Here is a 17,236-nt window from a genome sequence, read left to right as displayed (position 1 = left end):
GAACCGGCCTTCGGGCCGGTTTTTTTTCGTGCGTACGCACGGGCCGCGCAGCGCGAGTGAGTGCGGTTGTCGGTCAGGCGCATTCGACGACGCGTGCTCGAGCCATCCTGCGGTCAGGGGTGCGAATCATCCGCCCAGTTTCCCGCCAGGGCCTGGAACAGCGCTGCCGTGTCGGCCAGCCGGTCGGCTTGCGCGCGTGTCCGGTCGAGCGCGGTCTGCAGTGCCTGTCGCTGCGTGTCGAGCAGGTCGATCAGGCTGATTCCGCCCGCCGCGTAGCGGTCGCCGGCAATCGCATTGCTCGCCGCTGCCTGTTGCGCGGCGGTGTCCCTCGCCTGCAATTCGGCGGCATCGTGTTCGACCGCGCGCATTGCGTCGGCGACCTGCTGAAGCGCCAGCAGCACGGTTTCCCGATAGCTCGCGAAGGCGGCGTCGTACGCCGCCTCGGTCGCGCGTTTCTTCGCGCGCAGTTCGCCGCCGTGAAAGAGCGGCTGCGTCAGGCCCAGGCCGACGTTCCACACATTGAGCCCGCTCACGATATCCACGATGCGCGTGCGCTCCGACCCGACCCCTGCCGAAATCGAAAAACGCGGATACAGGTTCGCCGTGGCCACGCCGACGTTCGCGCTCGCCTGGTGCAGCACGGCCTCCGCCGCGCGGATGTCGGGCCGTTCGCGTGCGAGTGCCGACGGCAGCGCGACCGGCAGCGTGCGCGGCAGCACGAGTGCGTCGAGCGCGAGGTCGGGCAGCGCGGCGGCGGACGGCGGCGCGCCCAGCAGGATCGCGAGGCGGTGGCCGGCCTGCGCGTAGCGCGCTGCGAGCGGCGGCAGCGATGCCTGTGTCTGCGCGAGCAACGCACGCTGTGCATGCACGTCGGCCTGCGACACGCCACCCGCCGCGAAGCGCGCTTCGACGATGCGCAATTGCCGCGCCTGCGCGTCGACGAGCTGCCGCGTGAGCGCGACCTGCTGCGCGAGCGACGCGCGCAGGATCGCGGTCGCGACGACGTTGCCCGCGAGTGTCAGGCGAGCGGCATCGAGCGTATACGCCTGATAGTCGACCTGGGCGCGCAGCGCCTCGAGCGCGCGCCGGTTGCCGCCGAACACGTCGAGTGCGTACGACACGCTCACCGACGCGTCATACAGCGTGAAGGGCCCGGGATTCGGCACGTTGGCGGGCAGCCCGAACGAGGCGATGTCGACCTGCTCGCGCGTGGCGGACAGGTTTGCGTCGACGCGCGGCAGCATCGTCGCGCCCGCCTGGGCCGCATGGTTCTGCCGCGCTTCGTCGAGCCGCGCGCGGGCCTCGGCGAGCGTCGGGCTGTTGTGCCAGGCGGTATCGACGAGGCGGTCCAGCGGATCGGAGCCGAACGCCGTCCACCAGCGTTGCAGCGTGTGTGCGGACGGCGCGAACGTCTGCGCGTCGCCGGCCGGGCCGGCGGCGGCCGCCGTGGTCGTGGGCGCTGCATCGCGCGTGTACTGCTGCGTGGCCGGCGGATCCGGCGCGCGGAAATCCGGCCCGACCGCACATCCGGCGAGCAGTGCGACGGCGGCCAGCATGCTGCCGCGGGCAGCGAGAGAGGCGCGACGCGAAGCCGGTTTCATCGCGCGCCCCCTAATCGAGCGTGCGCTTGTAGAAGCGCAGCGCGACACCCATCACGACGACGGTGAACAGCGCGACGGGCCACACGGACGGCCACAAGTCGGTCCAGTCGTTGCCTTTCAGCAGGATGCCGCGCACGAGGCGGTTGAAGTAGGTGAGCGGCAGCAGGTTGCCGATGAACTGCGCCCACTTCGGCATCCCGGCGAACGGGAACATGAAGCCCGACAGCAGGATGTTCGGCAGGAAGTAGAACACCGCGAGCTGCATCGCCTGCAACTGGTTCTGCGCGAGCGACGACAGCGTGATGCCGACCGTCAGGTTCGCGGCGATGAAGAGCAGCGCGGCCAGGTAGATCGCGAATACGCCGCCGACGAACGGCACGTCGAACACGTACCGCGCGGCGGCGAGAATGATCGACACCTGGATCAGCCCGATGAACACGTACGGGACGATCTTGCCCGTCATCACCTCGAGCGGCCGTACGGGTGTCGCGAGCAGGTTTTCCATCGTGCCGCGCTCACGTTCGCGGGTGATCGCGAGGCCCGTCATCATCACCATCGTCATCGTCAGGATCACGCCCATCAGGCCGGGCACGACGTTGTACTGCGTGATGCCCTCGGGGTTGTACAGGCGGTGCAGCACAACGTCGAACGCGGGCGGGCGGCCGTTCAGGTGCGCGAGCGGGCCCGTCAGGTCCTTGTCCGCGACGGGCTGCACGAGGCCCGGCAGCGCGCCGATCGCCGACGCGGTCGCGACGGGATCGGTCGCGTCCGCCTCGACGAGCAGCGACGGATGCTCACCGCGCAGCAGCCGTTTCGAGAAATCGGCCGGCACGCTCAGCACGAACTGCACGTCGCCGCGCGCGAGCGCATGCCGGCCGGCCGCTTCGTCGGGCAGCGCCGCGACGATGTCGAAATACGCGGAATTGCGCATCGCGGCGATGAAGCTGCGTGCGAAGGGGCTCGGATCGGCGACGATCACCGCGGTCGGCAGATGCTTCGGATCGGTGTTGATCGCGAAGCCGAACAGCGCGAGCTGGATGATCGGCACGCCGACGATCATCGCGAACGTCACGCGATCGCGGCGCAGCTGCAGGAATTCCTTCATCACGATGCTCCACCAGCGCGCGACCGAGAACGATTCGCGCAGGCCCGTCCACGCGTTCATGACGACGCTCCGCCGGGCGGCCCGGATGCACGGCCCATCATGTAGATGAAGACATCTTCGAGCCCGGTGTCGATCGGCGCGACCTGCAGCGATGCACGGCCGTCCGTCTGCGCGCCGGCCTGTGCCGCGACCTGCGCGAGCGTGGCGTCGAGCAGCGCACCATCGCGGCCGCTCACGTGCAGCGCGGCGCCGAACACGACGGTCTGGTCGACCCCCGGCATCGTGCGCAGCTGCGCGGACAGTTCGGCCAGGTGCCCGCCCGTGATCGCGCGGGTCGACAGGTGCTGCGACGCGACGATTTCGGCCGACGTGCCCTGCGCGAGCAGTTCGCCGGACGCGATGTACGCGAGCTTGTGGCAGCGCTCCGCTTCGTCCATGTAGTGCGTGCTGACGAGCACCGAGATCCCTTGCGCGGCCAGCCGGTGCAGTTCTTCCCAGAAGTCGCGGCGCGCGGCAGGATCGACGCCGGCGGTCGGTTCGTCGAGCAGCAGCAGTTCCGGTTCGTGCAGCATGCACGCGGCAAGCGCGAGACGCTGTTTCCAGCCGCCGGACAGCGCGCCCGTGAGCTGGTCCGCACGGCTTGCGAGGCCGAGCCCGTCGAGCGCGCGCGCGACGGCCGCGCGGCGATCGGGCATCCCGTACACGCGCGCGACGAAATCGAGGTTCTCGCGAATCGACAGGTCTTCCCAGTACGAGAAGCGCTGCGTCATGTAGCCGACGCGCCGCTTGATCTGCGCGCTGTCGCGCACGATGTCGTAGCCGAGGCAGGTGCCGCTGCCGGAGTCGGGCGTGAGCAGGCCGCACATCATCCGGATCGACGTGGTCTTGCCGCTGCCGTTCGGTCCGAGAAAGCCGAAGATCTCGCCGCGCGCGACGCGCAGCGATACGTCCTTCACGACGTGCTTGTCGCCAAACCGCTTGTTCAGGCGGTCGACGTCGATCGCGTACGGAGCGGGCGGCAGGTTCATCGCACCCTCACGGCGACGGGCTGGCCCGGATGCAGCTTCGGCGCGTCGGCGAGCGCGGGGCGCGCCTCGACCATGAACACGAGCTTGGTCCGGCTCGCGTTGCTGTAGATCACGGGCGGCGTGTACTCGGCCTCGCTCGACACGTAGGTGATGTGCGCGGGCAAGTCGGCCGGGCAGCCGTCGCAATGGACCGAGATCGTCTCCCCTGGCGCGAGCGATGCAATGGCTGCCTCCGGCACGAAGAAGCGCACCTTCAGGTTCTGCGGCGGCAGCATCTGTACGACCGGGTTGCCGGCCTGCACCCATTCGCCGACGCGGTACAGCGTGTCGTACACGCGCCCGGCGGCAGGCGCGGCGATGCGCTTCTGGTCGAGCTTCCATTGCGCTTCGGCCACTGCCGCCTGCGCGGCGTCGACCTGCGCGGCCTGGGCGGCGACCTGCTGCTCGCGGCCCGGCAAACGCGCGACTTCGACCTGGTTTTGCAGCTCGCGCATCTGCGCGGCAGTGGTTTGCGCGGACGTGCGCGTATCGTCGAGCTGCTGCTTCGACAGGCCGCCGGCCGCGTACTGGCGTTCGTCGCGCGCGAGTTGCGCGGCGGCCCGCGCCGCTTGTGCGGTGGCCTGCGCGAGCTGGGCACGCGTGACCGCGATTTCCGGAGGACGCTTGCCGGTCTGCAGATCGGCAAGCTGCGCGCGTGCGGCTTCGAGCTGATGTTGCGCCTGCCGCAGCGCGGCCGTTTCGCTGACGGCTTCGAGCGCGAACACCGGCGTACCGGCCGCGACGGTCTGGCCGCGCTCGACCGACAGCTGGGTCAGCGTGCCCGCTTGCGACGACGACAGGTACACGAATTCGCCTTCGACATAGCCCTGGTAGGTCGTGCCGGTGTCGGCCGAACGTCCGCAACCGGCGAGCAGCACGGTGGCGGCCAGCGCGAGCGGCAGCGCGCGGGCGGCGCTCACGACGGCCTCCGTGGCGCACGCGAGCGCGCATCCGGCGCTGTGGCGGGCGCCTGCATGCCGGAGTCGAGCAGCGCGCGGACGTGGCGATGCAGCACGTCGCGATCGATCGGCGGCAGGCCGCGCGCGCTTTGCCACAGCTTCGCGGTCGCGAGCGGCAGCATCACGAGCGCGATGATCGAATGGAACAGGAATGCGGGTTCGAGCGACGGGTTCAGTGTGCCGGCCTGCTGCGCGGCGCGGATGCGTTCGGCAAAACGTCCGACATGTTCGAGCGGAATGCGGCGGACCATCCGCTCGCGCAGCAGGCCACCTTCGTGGACGATCTCGCGCAGCCAGATCGACGGCAGCCACGGCATGCGATGCGTGACGTCGAAGAAGCGGTCGACGAGTTCGGCAACGAGCGCGAACGGATCGTTTTCGATCTGCGGCGCGGTCGGTCGCCACACGGACGCGATGACCTGCGCGAGCCGCTCCTCGACGATCGCGTCGAGCAGTTGCTCGCGACTCGTGAAGTAGTAGTGAACCATCGCCGACGTGACGCCGGCGGCCGCGGCGATCTGCGCAACCGTGGTCGCGGCGATGCCGCGCTCGGCGAACAGCTGGATCGCAACGTCGAGCATGTGGTCGCGCAGGTCGAAGTCCTCCACCGACGGGCGGCGCCCGCGCGGCCTGGCGACGGTGGATTTCGCGTTCATGAAATCGACGCTAATTGATGAGTTAGTTAATTTCAAGGAAGGGTTTTCGCCCGCGTTGATCGAGATCAGGCGCGTGTCGAATGGCGATGCGGACGAGCGGGGAGGTGGCTCGACGGAGGGCGGTGCGCGGGTGGCGGCGTGTAGGGAGCGGTTAATGCGGAAACGGCGGAGGGGCAGACGGCCGAAACGTTGAGGCATCGGCACGGAGCCGGCAGGGAAGCCGGTCGTGAAGCAGGCGCGCGTGCGCCGCGGCACGCGCGCCTGAAACGTCGTCACTGATCGATCGGCGACGTCAGCGGATCGTGTTCGCCGGTCAGCCCGAACACGACGAGTTGCGCGGGTTCGGTGGCGCTCGCATTGCGCGACACCTGATGGCGCGAACCGGGCGGCTCGTACCAGCCTTCGCCGGCGCGATAGCGGCGCACCGGGCCGCCGTTCACCTGCGACAACACTTCGCCTTTCGACACGACGGCGAACACCGAGCCGAGGTGCCTGTGCGGTTCCGACGCCTGGCCGGGCGCATAGTCGACGGTCGCGACGACCGCGAGCTTGCCGGGCGCTTCGGGCACGGCCTGGCGCATGATCGCGTGCACGTTGTCGCCTGCGTCGTGCGCATGGACGGCGGCCGGCAGCGCGGCGCCGAGCGCGAGCGACGCGCACAGGAACGTATGGCGGAGAGTCGAGCGCATCATCGTCGTCTCCTTATTCGGGCATCTTGCGGAACGCGATCGCGAAGCGGTTCCACGCGTTGATCGTCGTGATCAGCAGCGACAGCTCGAACAGCTCCGTGTCGCTGAAATGCGGCTTCACGGCTTCCCAGACCGAATCGGGCACGTGGTTGTCGGCGACCAGCGTCAGCGCTTCGGTCCATTCGAGCGCCGCACGTTCGCGCTCGGTGAAGAACGGCGTTTCGCGCCACACGACGACGGTCGCCAGGCGGCGCTCGGTTTCGCCGCCTTTGCGCGCGTCCGTCGTGTGCATGTCGACGCAGAACGCGCAGCCGTTGATTTGCGAGGCGCGCAGCCGGACGAGTTCGGCGAGCGGCTTTTCGATCGAGCTCTTCGCGAGGAATTCCTCGGCGTTGCGCATCACCTTGATGGCGTTCGGGCTGGCGGCGTAGAAGTTCAGGCGCGGTTGCATGGCGGGTCCTTGGCGGGTTGATGCGCACGGCGGCGCGACAGGACCTACTGTATGCCGCTCACTGGCCCGCTTGAATGTCCAATTTCCGGAAAATTCAGGTAACCAGTAGCGTGTCGCCGGTGTCGTCCGAACCCAGCAGCGCGGCCAGTTTCGCGAGTGCCGTGTCGATACGCAGCGCGTCGATCCCGCCATAGCCGAACAGCAGGCCTGCCCGGGCCGGCGCGCCGACGTGGAACGCCGAGATCCCGTACAGGCCGATGTCGTGCGCGCGGGCGGCCCGGACCAGCGCGGTTTCGTCGAGCCCGGGTTTCAGCAGCGCGGCGAGGTGAATGCCGGCGGTCGGCACGATCGTGTCGAACCACGGCGCGAGTCCGCCGCGCAGGTGCGCGATCAGCATCTTGCGGCGCGCGTCGTAGTGTTTCTGCACGCGCCGCAGGTGCCGGGCGAAGTCGCCTTCGAGCATGAAGCGCGCGAGCGCGGCCTGCGTCAGCGAGCAGGTATGCCAGTCGACGATCTGCTTGGCCTTGGACAGCGCGCCGCGCAGCGCGCGCGGCGGTATCGCGTAGCCGATCCGCAGTTCCGGGAAGATCGTCTTCGAGAATGTGCCGACGTACGCGACGAGGCCGGTGCGGTCGAGGCTTTTCAGCGATTCCACCGGACGGCCTTCGAAGCGGAACTCGCCGTCGTAGTCGTCCTCGATGATCACGGCACGGCGGCGCTGCGCCCATTCGAGCAGCGCGACGCGCCGCTCCAGCGTCATCGGCATCCCGAGCGGGAACTGGTGCGACGGCGTCACGTAGACGAGGCGCGCGTCGTCGGGCAGCCGCTCCGTGACGATGCCGTGCGCATCGACCGGCACGCCGATCACCGTCGCGCCGAGCGACGCGAACGCCGCGCGCGCCGGCGGATAGCCGGGATTCTCGACCGCGACGACGTCGCCCGGCCGCACGACCACGCGCGCGATCAGGTCGAGTGCCTGTTGCGCGCCCTGCGTGACGAGCACGTCGTCCCAGCCGCACGCGACCGCGCGGCTGAATCCGACGTAGCGCGCGATCGCGCCGCGCAACTGCGGATCGCCGGCCGGGTCGTGATACTGGCCGGGGCCGCGCGCCTGCTGGCGCAGCGCGTGATGCAGGCAGCGGCGCCATGCGTCGAACGGGAACAGCGTCTTGTCGGTCACGCCGCCGCGAAAGTCGAAGGCGGGCGAGTCCTGCGGCGTGGGCATTGCAAGCGCGTCGGGCAGGTCGTCCCACAGTTCGCGCGCGTCGACGGCATGGACCTGCGGCGTGGCTTCGATCAGCGACGGCGTTGCCGCGGGTGCCGCATGCGGCACCCGCGCGAGGCCGTCGGCGACGAACGTGCCGTCGCCGGCACGCGTGTTCAGGTAGCCCTCGGCGACGAGGCGCTCGAACGCGTCGAGCGTCGTCTTGCGCGAAACGCCGAGCTGTTTCGCGAGGTCGCGCGTCGACGGCAGGCGGGCGCCGCCTTCGAGCCGCCCGTCGACGATCGCGGTGCGCAACTGACGGAAGATCTGTCCGGTCAGGTCGTGGCGGCCTTCGATGCGGATCGCGATGTCCATCGCAGTGGTTACCTCGGATGCTGAAATTTGGTATCGATCAGCATACCGGAAGTTCATGGCTGGATTGGCGCCGGACTGGCGCTCGGGAGGGCGGGCCTGGATCCGCCACACACCGGGCGCAGCGCCATTCGATTGGACCGCCGCCCGCCGCTGCCTTACGATCCACCACACCCCCCGACCGGAGTGCCGCTCATGTTGTCCGAAGACGAACTCGCGCTGCTCGATGCGATCCGCGCCACCGGCAGCCTGTCGCGGGCGGCCGCGCGGCTCGGCAAGGCGCCGTCGACGGTGTCGCACGCCGCGCGGCAGCTCGAAACGCGCTTCGACGCGCTGTTGTTCGACCGGCGCGGCTACCGGCTGCAGCTCACGCCGGCCGGCCAGTTGCTGACCGACGAGGCATCGCGCCTCGCGCTGGACGTCGCGCGGCTCACGCAGCGCGTGCGGCAGGTCGCGAGCGGCTGGGAGGACCGGCTGTGGATCGTCAGCGACGAGGTACTGGAGTTCGATACGCTCCTGCCGGTCGTGCGTGCGTTCGACGCGCTCGATTCGGGCGTGTCGCTGCGCTTCACGCACGAAGTCCTCGGCGGCACCTGGGAGGCGCTGCGCGACGGTCGCGCCGATCTGGTCGTCGGCGCGACCAACGAGCCGCCGGCAATTCCGGGTTTCAAGTGGTTCGAGCTCGGCGCGATGGAATGGGTGTTCGCGGTATCGCCGCGCCATCCGCTTGCGGCGTCGAGCGAGCGGCTCACGCGGGATGCGATCGGCGCGCACCGCGCGGTCGTCGTCGCCGATTCGTCGCGGCGCTCGGCCGGCCGGGCGTACGGGCTGCTCGGCGGGCAGGCGGTGCTCGCGGTGCCGTCGATGCGCGCGAAGATCCTCGCGCAGCGCGACGCGCTCGGCGTCGGATGGGTGCCGCGCCGGCGGGTCGCGTCGCTGCTTGCGCGCGGCGAACTGGTGGAGAAGGAAACAGCCGATCCGCGCGAACCGAACGTGTTGTATGTCGCGTGGCGTGGCGATCGCGACGGTCGCGCGCTGCAATGGTGGCTCGAGCAACTGCGGGAACCGCGGCTCGCGCAGCGGCTGCTCGACGGGATCGACGTGGCGGGTTGAGTGCGCCGATCGGGCGCCCTCCGGCAGACACGTTCGAAGATTTCGAACGTGTCTGCCGCGCCCGTCGTACGGCAACCCCCGGCGCCGCGCGCATCCTGTGTTCACGGTCAACTCACCGGTTCACAGGAGAACATCATGCAACGCTTCGAAGGAAAAACGGTACTCGTCACGGGCGGCAACAGCGGCATCGGCCTGGCGGCCGCACGGGCATTCGCGGCCGAAGGCGCGCGGGTCGTCATCACCGGTCGCGACGAACAGACGCTCGCCGCCGCGCGCGAGACGCTCGGCGCAGGCGCGCTAGCGATCCGCAACGAAGCCGGCAGCGTCGCGTCGGCGCGGGCGCTGGCGGATGCGATCGCGGCGTCTGGCGCGCGGCTCGACGCCGTGTTCATCAATGCGGGCGTCGCGAAACTCGCGCCGTTCGCGGATAGCGACGAGGCGTTGTGGGACCTCGTGTTCAACACCAACGTGAAGGGCGCGTATTTCCAGATCCAGGCGCTCGTCCCGCTGCTGAACCGCGGCGCGTCGATCGTGATCAACGGGTCGATCAACGCGCACATCGGGATGCCGGGTTCGTCCGTGTACGCGGCAAGCAAGGCGGCGGTCAATTCGTTCGCGAAGACACTGTCGACGGAACTGCTGCCGCACGGCGTGCGGGTGAACGTCGTGAGCCCCGGGCCGGTCCAGACGCCGTTGTACGGCAAGCTCGGGTTCGATGCGGCGACGCTCGACGAGACCTCGGAAAAGATCAAGGGCCTCGTGCCGATCGGCCGGTTCGGCACGCCGGACGAAATCGCGTCGACGGTGCTGCACCTGAGCGCGCCCGAGTCAGCGTTCATCGTCGGCGCGGAAATCATCGCTTCGGGCGGGATGGGCTTGCTCTGAGCGTGAAACCGGCGGGGCCGCACCGCCTGACGCGACGTCGGGCGGTGCAGTGTCTCGGCCGGTAATGCGTATCGCTGGCGCGATGCACAAGTCGTCAGGAGCGGCATCGCGCCGCGTCACCGTCGGCCCTGGGAGTATCGCCGGTCCTGCCCGGCGAATACGGCGCCGCGACCCGCATCGCGCGGCGGAAAGGTCGGGCCCGTCAGCGCAACGCGGCCGCCGGTCGCGAACACGTCGACCGAACCGCGATAGATGACGATTTCCAGCCAGCCCTGCAGGCGGCCGTCATCGCGCGGCAGATTGTCGATATGTTCGCGGCTGAACGGGCCCGCGAACGCCGCTGCGCTGGAGCGGAAAGGGGCGCGATCAACAATGGACGTCGCCGGATGCGCTCCGTCGGCAAAAGCCATGACGATGGCAGGGCTGAATCCCTGATCTCTAGACGACCGGTCTAATCCGGGGCTATCATCCAGCCTCATGAATGCGACGCCGTTTCTGGAGCGTGGCGCAGACGCGAAAATGCCATATCGCGCTGCGATGCTGCTCGTACAGGAGAGGTGTCGTTTTTTCGACGCCAAGACTAGACGACTGGTCTAATAGCATCGAGCAACCAACATTTTTTTCGATGCGCGACCGGCACGTTGGCGTCCGCCAGCGGACTAACCGGCAGGCGCGCGTCGTTCGCGGCACGCAGCGTGCGCCATGCTGGCCGCCGCGTAACGCGGCCCCGTTCCCCCATTTCGAAGGAGTGTCCGATCATGAAGATTCTGGTTGTCCTGACCTCGCACGACACGCTCGGCGACACCGGCAAGAAGACCGGCTTCTGGCTCGAGGAACTGGCCGCGCCGTATTACGCATTCAAGGATGCCGGCGTCGAACTGACGCTCGCGTCACCGCAGGGCGGCCAGCCGCCGCTCGACCCGAAAAGCAGCGATCCGGCCGCGCAAACCGACGCCACGCGCCGTTTCGATGCGGATGCGGCGGCCAGGGCCGAACTCGCGGCCACGCGCAAGCTGGCCGACGTGTCGGTCGACGATTACGACGCGGTGTTCTATCCGGGCGGCCACGGCCCGCTGTGGGATCTCGCCGAGGATCTGCATTCGATCGGCCTGATCGAGCGCGCGTTGTCGGCCGGCAAGCCGGTTGCGACCGTGTGCCACGCGCCGGGCGTGCTGCGTCACGTGAAGGACCCGAAAACCGGCGAGTCGGTCGTGCGCGGCAAGCATGTCACGGGCTTCACCAACAGCGAGGAAGCGGCCGTCGAACTGACGGAAGTGGTGCCGTTCCTCGTCGAGGACATGCTGAAGACCAACGGCGCGCAGTTCGAGCGCAGCGCCGACTGGGCGCCGCATGTCGTGACCGACGGGCTGCTGATCACGGGGCAGAACCCCGCGTCGTCGGCGCCCGCGGCCGAGGCGCTGCTCGCGCAGCTCAGCCGTCGATGAAAGTTCGCCCGGCGCCGGCATGACCGGCGCCGCGCCGTTTCCGTCGCCGGGCACAAGCCGGCCCGACGACGGCCCGCATCGTTCCGCCGCGCGCACCCGCGCGGTGGATCGTCCAGTCGTTTCGCAGAACCAAGCAAAGGAGTGGTGGATGTCTGCCCTGTTCGAACCGTTCAAACTCAAGGATGTCACGCTGCGCAACCGCATCGCGGTGCCGCCGATGTGCCAGTACGTCGCCGAAGACGGCGTCGTCAACGACTGGCATCACGTGCATCTGGCCGGCATCGCGCGCGGCGGCGCGGGCCTCGTGATCGCGGAGGCGACGGCCGTGTCGCCGGAAGGCCGCATCACGCCGGGCTGTGCCGGGCTGTGGACCGATGCGCAGGCCGAGGCGTTCGCGCCGTCGGTCGCGGCGATCAAGGCGGCCGGCGCGGTGCCCGGCATCCAGATCGCGCATGCGGGCCGTAAGGCGAGTGCGAACCGTCCGTGGGAAGGCGACGATCATATCGCCGACGGCGATCCGCGCGGCTGGCCGACCATCGCGCCGTCGGCCATCCCGTTCGGCGCGCATCTGCCGAAGACGCCGCGCGCGATGACGCACGACGACATCGCGCGCGTGCAGGCCGACTTCGTCGCATCGGCGAAGCGTGCCCGCGACCTCGGCTTCGAATGGCTCGAGCTGCACTTCGCGCACGGCTATCTCGGCCAGAGCTTCTTCTCGGTGCATTCGAACCAGCGCGACGACGAATACGGCGGTTCGGCCGAAAACCGCGGCCGCTTCCTCGTCGATACGCTGAAGGCGGTGCGCCAGGTATGGCCGGAGCACCTGCCGCTGACCGCGCGCCTCGGCGTGATCGAATACGACGGCCGCGATGAAGAGACGCTCGCCGAGTCGATCGCGCTCACGCAGCGGATGAAGCAGGAAGGGCTGGACATGCTGAGCGTGTCGGTCGGCTTCTCGACGCCGGACGCGCAGATTCCGTGGGGCCCGGCATTCCTCGCGCCGATCGCCGAACGCGTGCGCCGCGAGGCTGGCCTGCCGGTGTCGTCCGCGTGGGGCATCGACACGCCGCAACTGGCCAACCGGGTCGTGGCCGAGCAGCAGCTCGACCTCGTGATGGTCGGCCGCGCGCATCTTGCCGATCCGCACTGGCCGTACTACGCGGCCAAGCAGCTCGGCGTCGAGCGTCCGTCGTGGATGCTGCCCGCGCCGTACGCGCACTGGCTGGAGCGCTATCGCGTCGCCGACAAGGTGGCCTGAGCACGCGTCCGGTCGCGCGACGGCGCGGCGTTCGCGGCCCGCGTTCGACGACGTGGCGCGCGACGTCGGCATGCCATCGCGGCGACGATGGATAGAATGGCGGTTTCGACCGGGCTTGCGGCCCGGGCGAACCGCCATTTTTTCATTTCGACAGAGGTGCCATGCGCGCACATGTCTCGCCCTCCCAGGATGCCGCCGTGCGACCGCGCGTGCAGCAGATCGCCCGCGCCGTGCTGTATGCGGTGTTGCTGGTGCTCGCGCTGTGGGTGATCCGCGATTTCATTCCCGCCATTGCCTGGGCCTGCGTGATCGCGATCGCGCTGTGGCCGTTGCTGAAGCGCTTCGAGTCGGACCGGTGGTTTCGCGACCGGCCGACCCTGACCGCGACGGTGATCACCGCCGGGGTTTCGCTGCTCGTCGTGCTGCCGGTGGCGCTCGCGCTGGGGCAGGCGTTCGCGCAGGAGCACGACCTGCGCATGTGGTTGCACTCGATCCAGGACAACGGCATTCCGCTGCCGGACGTGGTCGGGCGGCTGCCTTACGGCTCCGCGCAGATTACCCAGTGGTGGCAGGCCAATCTCGGTCATCCGCTGCATGCCGGCACGGCGATGCACAGCGCGAGCGGCGAGAAATTCATCGCGTTCGGCCGCCAGTTCGGCACGAAGCTCGCGCACGGGCTGTTCGAATTCGGCTTCATGCTGGTCACGCTGTTCGTGATCCTGCGCGCCGGCCACAAGTTGTCGGGCGCGTTGCTGCAGGGCGCGCGGCGCGCGTTCGGGCGCGGCGGGGCGGACCTGATCGAACGGATGGTCGCGGCCGTGTACGGCACGGTGACGGGGCTGGTCGTCGTCGGGCTGGGCGAGGGGGCCATACTCGGCGTCGCGTATGCGCTGGCGGGCGTCCCGCACTCGGCGCTGCTCGGCCTCGTGACGGCCATCGCCGCGATGCTGCCGTTCTGCGCGCCGGTTGTGTTCTGCGGCGCGGCGCTGTGGCTGTTCGTGCAGGGGGCGACCGTGTGGGCGATCGTGGTGCTGGCGGTCGGCTTCGTGGTCGTGTTCGTCGCCGAACATTTCGTGCGGCCGGTGCTGATCGGCAGCTCGACGCGCCTGCCGTTCCTGCTCGTGCTGTTCGGCATCCTCGGCGGCGCCGAGACGTTCGGCCTGATCGGGCTGTTCGTCGGCCCCGCGCTGATGACGGTGCTGACGATGCTGTGGGCCGAATGGGTCGCATGACGGTGCCGGCCGCCGCGCCGGGCCACCTCGGCGTAACGGTGCATCGGGGTATCGGCGAGGGCGGGTCAAAGCCCGTACGGCACCGCTGCGCGCCACCGCGATCCGGTTTGCGCGCGGCGTGCATGATCCGCGCAGCCGGACACCGATCTCAACATTTCTTTTCGATCCGAACCCCAAGGTCTAGTAGCATGGGGCTTTCGATCGCGCCGGCACGGCGCAGCAGAGTCTTCCAAGCATGCGATTGATTCCGATGTCCCGTCCCGCAGCGACGCTGTCTCTGGCGGCCAGCTGCCTGATGCTGCACGGCTGCGCGTGGTTCGATTCGTGGCTGCCGTTCTCGTATTCACGTACCCCGCTGGCAAGGGCCGCGTCACGGCATGGCGCGATGCGCACCGACGTCGTCCGCGCGGGCGGCAATCCGCGCAGCGTGTGGATGGTCCGCAACGGCAGCGGCGTCTGCTACAACTACTTCATCGAGCACGGCAACGATCATCGGCCTTACTTCGTCGTGTTCGACAAGGCCGGCGCCGTCACGCAACGCGGCTTCGATACCTGCATGGACGCCGACCGCAAGGGCGCGCTGCAGCCGGGCAAGGCCGCTTCCCGATAGCGCGGCGGCCGTCCGCCGCGCCTGCCAGATTGGTCGGGTTTGCCGTTACGCGATCGTGTCGACCACGCCGCCGTCGACGCGCAACGCCGCGCCTGTGGTCGCCGAGGCCTGCGGCGAGCACACGTACACGACCAGGTTCGCGACTTCCTCCGTCGTCGCCGGCCGCTGGATGATCGAGCTTGCCCGCTCGCTGCGCACGAAATCCACGGCAACATCGTCGATGCTGCGGCCCGTTTCGTCGGCCGTCGCCTTCAGCATCGCCCGCACGCCTTCCGACATCGTCGGCCCCGGCAGCACCGAATTGACCGTCACGTTCGTGCCGGCCGCGAGTTTCGCGAGGCCGCGCGCGATCGCCAGTTGCGCGGTTTTCGTGAAGCCGTAATGAATCATGTCGACCGGGATGTTCAGGCCAGATTCCGACGAAATGAACACGATGCGGCCGGTGTTGCGCGCGAGCATCCCCTTCAGGTAATGCCGAGCGAGACGCACGCCGGACATCACGTTGGTCTGGAAGTAATGCTCCCATTCGCCGTCGTCGATGTCGAAGAACGCCTTCAACCCGTAGATGCCCGCGTTGTTGACGAGGATGTCGGCCTCCGGCGTGTGCTGCGTGATGCGCGCGACGCCGTCGGCGCCGGACAGGTCGGCGGCGACGCCGTCGACCTCCGCGCCGGGCACCGCGGTGCGCAGCAGCGCGAGCGCGGCGTCGACCGACTTGTCGCTGCGGCCGTTGACCACGACGCGTGCGCCCGCGTGCGCGAGCCCTTCGGCGATCGCCAGCCCGATGCCGGCGGTGGAGGCGGTGACGACCGCGGTCTTGCCTTTCAGATCGATGTGCATGAACGTACCGGTTTGAAGAGGGAACGGAACCCGCCGCATGCGCCGCGGCGGCCGGAATTCAAAGCTTAGGCGATCCGGCCGCGAAGCGTCGGCGCGCGGTTGCGTCGCGCGACGCAGTCTTGTACGGTGTGCGTTCGCCATCCGATCCGGGAGCCTGTCGCGTGAGCCGTTCCGCCAACACCATCGCCGTGCCGTCGCCATTCTGGCGCGATGCCGCGCTGCCGTTCATCGAGGCGCGCACCGTCGACGACGGGCGGACGATCTGCTACGCGAAACACACGCACGACACGTTTTCACTCGGCGCGATCGTCGGCGGCACGAGCACCTACCTGAACGGCGCGACCAAGGAGCACGTCGGGCGCGGCGTGCTCGTGATCATCGATCCGGAACAGGTGCATGCGTGCAACCCGTACGGCCCCGACGCGTGGGCCTACCGGATGGTCTACGTCGACGTGCCGTGGCTCACGCGGCTGCAGCATTCGCTTGGACGCGATCCGAATGGCGATTTTCGCGGTTTTTCGCCGAAATTGACGCAACGGCGCGACCTGTTCGCGCAATTCGGCGGGTTCTACCGCACGCTCGTGTCGCCCGGCGTCGATCCGCTCGGCAAGGAAAGCGCGGCGGTCGAATTCTTCACGCGACTGCACGGCTCGCTCGATCGCGACCTGCCTGCGGACGCCGCGCGCGGCGCCGACAACGCGAAGCTCGCGCGCGCGGCCGACTACATCGCCGCGCATTGCCGGCAGGCCGTCACGCTCGATGCGATTTGCGCGGCCGCCGATCTGTCGCCGTCCTACCTGATCCGCGCGTTCAACGCCCGCTACGGGATGACGCCGCATGCGTTCCTGATCGATCGTCGCGTGCAGTACGGCCGCGCCGAACTGCGCCGCGGCCGGCCGATCGCCGATGTCGCGCTCGATGCGGGCTTCGCCGACCAGGCGCATTTCCAGCGCGCGTTCCGCCGCATCGCGGCCGCGACGCCGGGGCAATATCGAAGCGCCGCGAGCTGAGCGGCGGGCAAGGTCAGGCCTCTGCGACGCCGGTCAAATACCGCGGCGCAACGCGCCTATCGCGCCACGACCACGCTAGATATCGAGCAGATAGAGCGCGCTGCCCGCGAGCAATAGCGCCATCGCGCGGTTGAACAACCGCATCCGCCGCGCGTTCGCGAGGCGGTGCCGCAGCGATGCGCCCGCATACGCCCAGCATGCGATCGACGCAAAACAGATCACCAGATACAGCGCCGCGAATTGCCAGACCTGCGTGCGGTCGCCGTCGGCTGCATAGGCGCCCATCGCGGCCACGCATGCAAGCCACGCTTTCGGATTCAGCCACTGCATCGCCGCGCCGGCCGCCGCCGACGGGCCGGCGACGGCCGGCGCGTCCGGATCGGCGGGGTCGGCCGACAGCCGGCCGTCGTCGAGCGCGAGCCGCAGTGCGAGGTAGAGCAGGAACGCGATTCCCGACCATTGGGTGGCCGTGGTCAGCATCGGCCAGCGCGCGAGCGCCTCGTGCAGCCCGAGGCCGATCAACAGGAACAGCGCGACGAAGCCGAGCGTCGCGCCGGCCGCATAGCGCAGGCTTGCGCCGAGACCGTGGCGCGCGCCCGCGCTGAGCGCGACGATGTTGACGGGACCGGGTGTGATCGACGACGCCAGCGCGAACGCGGCCATCGAAACCAGCATGCTCATCGGATATCTCCATGCGAATGTGAAAGTCGCATCGAGACTAAACAAGCGGGGCGGGCTC

At 69.1% G+C, this 17,236-nt stretch carries 18 protein-coding genes; 7 read left to right on the top strand and 11 right to left on the bottom strand.

What is annotated here, in order from left to right; translation table 11 throughout:
- Positions 1-113: 113 nt before the first annotated feature.
- The 8 genes from BX604_RS19385 to pdxR form a co-directional block, all read right to left on the bottom strand.
- Positions 114-1,601, bottom strand: a complete 1,488-nt coding sequence (locus tag BX604_RS19385; RefSeq protein WP_098552223.1) for an efflux transporter outer membrane subunit — start codon at positions 1,599-1,601, stop codon at positions 114-116.
- 10 nt (positions 1,602-1,611) lie between these two features.
- Entirely contained in the window at positions 1,612-2,766 is a 1,155-nt protein-coding gene (locus BX604_RS19380; protein ID WP_098552222.1) for an ABC transporter permease, read from the bottom strand.
- Positions 2,763-3,734, bottom strand: coding sequence for an ABC transporter ATP-binding protein (locus tag BX604_RS19375; RefSeq protein WP_098552221.1), 972 nt, complete (start codon positions 3,732-3,734; stop codon positions 2,763-2,765). Before BX604_RS19375 ends, BX604_RS19380 begins: the two co-directional genes overlap by 4 nt.
- Positions 3,731-4,693, bottom strand: coding sequence for an HlyD family secretion protein (locus BX604_RS19370; protein WP_098552220.1), 963 nt, complete (start codon positions 4,691-4,693; stop codon positions 3,731-3,733). The genes BX604_RS19375 and BX604_RS19370 overlap by 4 nt, the downstream gene beginning before the upstream one ends.
- Positions 4,690-5,388: a TetR/AcrR family transcriptional regulator gene (locus BX604_RS19365; protein ID WP_098552219.1), complete on the bottom strand. Its 699-nt coding sequence runs from the start codon at positions 5,386-5,388 to the stop codon at positions 4,690-4,692. Before BX604_RS19365 ends, BX604_RS19370 begins: the two co-directional genes overlap by 4 nt.
- Before the next feature lie 272 nt (positions 5,389-5,660).
- On the bottom strand, positions 5,661-6,080 hold the full coding sequence (locus tag BX604_RS19360) for a cupin domain-containing protein (RefSeq protein WP_096498854.1): 420 nt from the start codon (positions 6,078-6,080) through the stop codon (positions 5,661-5,663).
- A 10-nt stretch (positions 6,081-6,090) separates the two neighbouring features.
- Positions 6,091-6,528: a carboxymuconolactone decarboxylase family protein gene (locus tag BX604_RS19355; protein ID WP_098552218.1), complete on the bottom strand. Its 438-nt coding sequence runs from the start codon at positions 6,526-6,528 to the stop codon at positions 6,091-6,093.
- A 94-nt stretch (positions 6,529-6,622) separates the two neighbouring features.
- Positions 6,623-8,107, bottom strand: coding sequence for a MocR-like pyridoxine biosynthesis transcription factor PdxR (gene pdxR, locus BX604_RS19350; RefSeq protein ID WP_098552217.1), 1,485 nt, complete (start codon positions 8,105-8,107; stop codon positions 6,623-6,625).
- Between the two features lie 192 nt (positions 8,108-8,299).
- Here pdxR and BX604_RS19345 point away from each other — a divergent pair, with 192 nt between their 5' ends.
- Both BX604_RS19345 and BX604_RS19340 read left to right on the top strand, forming a co-directional pair.
- The gene (locus BX604_RS19345; protein WP_098552216.1) at positions 8,300-9,217 is read left to right on the top strand and encodes a LysR family transcriptional regulator; all 918 of its coding nucleotides are present in this window, start codon (positions 8,300-8,302) and stop codon (positions 9,215-9,217) included.
- Between the two features lie 135 nt (positions 9,218-9,352).
- Entirely contained in the window at positions 9,353-10,102 is a 750-nt protein-coding gene (locus tag BX604_RS19340; protein ID WP_098552215.1) for an SDR family oxidoreductase, read from the top strand.
- A gap of 116 nt (positions 10,103-10,218) precedes the next feature.
- Here BX604_RS19340 and BX604_RS19335 read toward each other — a convergent pair whose 3' ends face one another.
- Entirely contained in the window at positions 10,219-10,512 is a 294-nt protein-coding gene (locus BX604_RS19335; protein ID WP_098552214.1) for a hypothetical protein, read from the bottom strand.
- Between the two features lie 348 nt (positions 10,513-10,860).
- Between BX604_RS19335 and BX604_RS19330 the strand changes: the two genes are divergently transcribed.
- The 4 genes from BX604_RS19330 to BX604_RS19315 all read left to right on the top strand — a co-directional run bounded on the left by BX604_RS19330 (position 10,861) and on the right by BX604_RS19315 (position 14,647).
- A complete protein-coding gene (locus tag BX604_RS19330) occupies positions 10,861-11,547 on the top strand; it encodes a type 1 glutamine amidotransferase domain-containing protein (protein ID WP_098552213.1) in 687 nt (228 codons plus the stop codon).
- 148 nt (positions 11,548-11,695) lie between these two features.
- Positions 11,696-12,805 carry an NADH:flavin oxidoreductase/NADH oxidase gene (locus BX604_RS19325; protein ID WP_098552962.1) on the top strand — a complete coding sequence of 370 codons (1,110 nt, stop codon included), beginning with the start codon at positions 11,696-11,698 and terminating at the stop codon, positions 12,803-12,805.
- Positions 12,806-12,966: 161 nt separating this feature from the next.
- The gene (locus tag BX604_RS19320; RefSeq protein ID WP_098552212.1) at positions 12,967-14,037 is read left to right on the top strand and encodes an AI-2E family transporter; all 1,071 of its coding nucleotides are present in this window, start codon (positions 12,967-12,969) and stop codon (positions 14,035-14,037) included.
- 235 nt (positions 14,038-14,272) lie between these two features.
- Complete coding sequence (locus BX604_RS19315) at positions 14,273-14,647, top strand: hypothetical protein (protein WP_098552211.1); 375 nt, start codon at positions 14,273-14,275, stop codon at positions 14,645-14,647.
- A 45-nt stretch (positions 14,648-14,692) separates the two neighbouring features.
- Here the strand turns inward: BX604_RS19315 and BX604_RS19310 are convergent, their stop codons facing one another.
- Complete coding sequence (locus BX604_RS19310; protein WP_098552210.1) at positions 14,693-15,487, bottom strand: SDR family NAD(P)-dependent oxidoreductase; 795 nt, start codon at positions 15,485-15,487, stop codon at positions 14,693-14,695.
- Positions 15,488-15,648: 161 nt separating this feature from the next.
- Between BX604_RS19310 and BX604_RS19305 the strand changes: the two genes are divergently transcribed.
- Complete coding sequence (locus BX604_RS19305) at positions 15,649-16,497, top strand: AraC family transcriptional regulator (protein WP_098552209.1); 849 nt, start codon at positions 15,649-15,651, stop codon at positions 16,495-16,497.
- A gap of 75 nt (positions 16,498-16,572) precedes the next feature.
- On the opposite strand, the gene BX604_RS19300 is transcribed toward BX604_RS19305, so the two are convergent.
- A complete protein-coding gene (locus BX604_RS19300; protein ID WP_098552208.1) occupies positions 16,573-17,178 on the bottom strand; it encodes a LysE family translocator in 606 nt (201 codons plus the stop codon).
- Between the last annotated feature and the right edge of the window lie 58 nt (positions 17,179-17,236).

The organism is Burkholderia sp. JKS000303, from assembly GCF_002563755.1.
In the GTDB taxonomy this organism is placed as follows: domain Bacteria; phylum Pseudomonadota; class Gammaproteobacteria; order Burkholderiales; family Burkholderiaceae; genus Burkholderia; species Burkholderia anthina_B.
The sequence above is the reverse complement of the archived record's forward strand: the minus strand, read 5'-3'. Positions and strand labels throughout refer to the sequence as shown.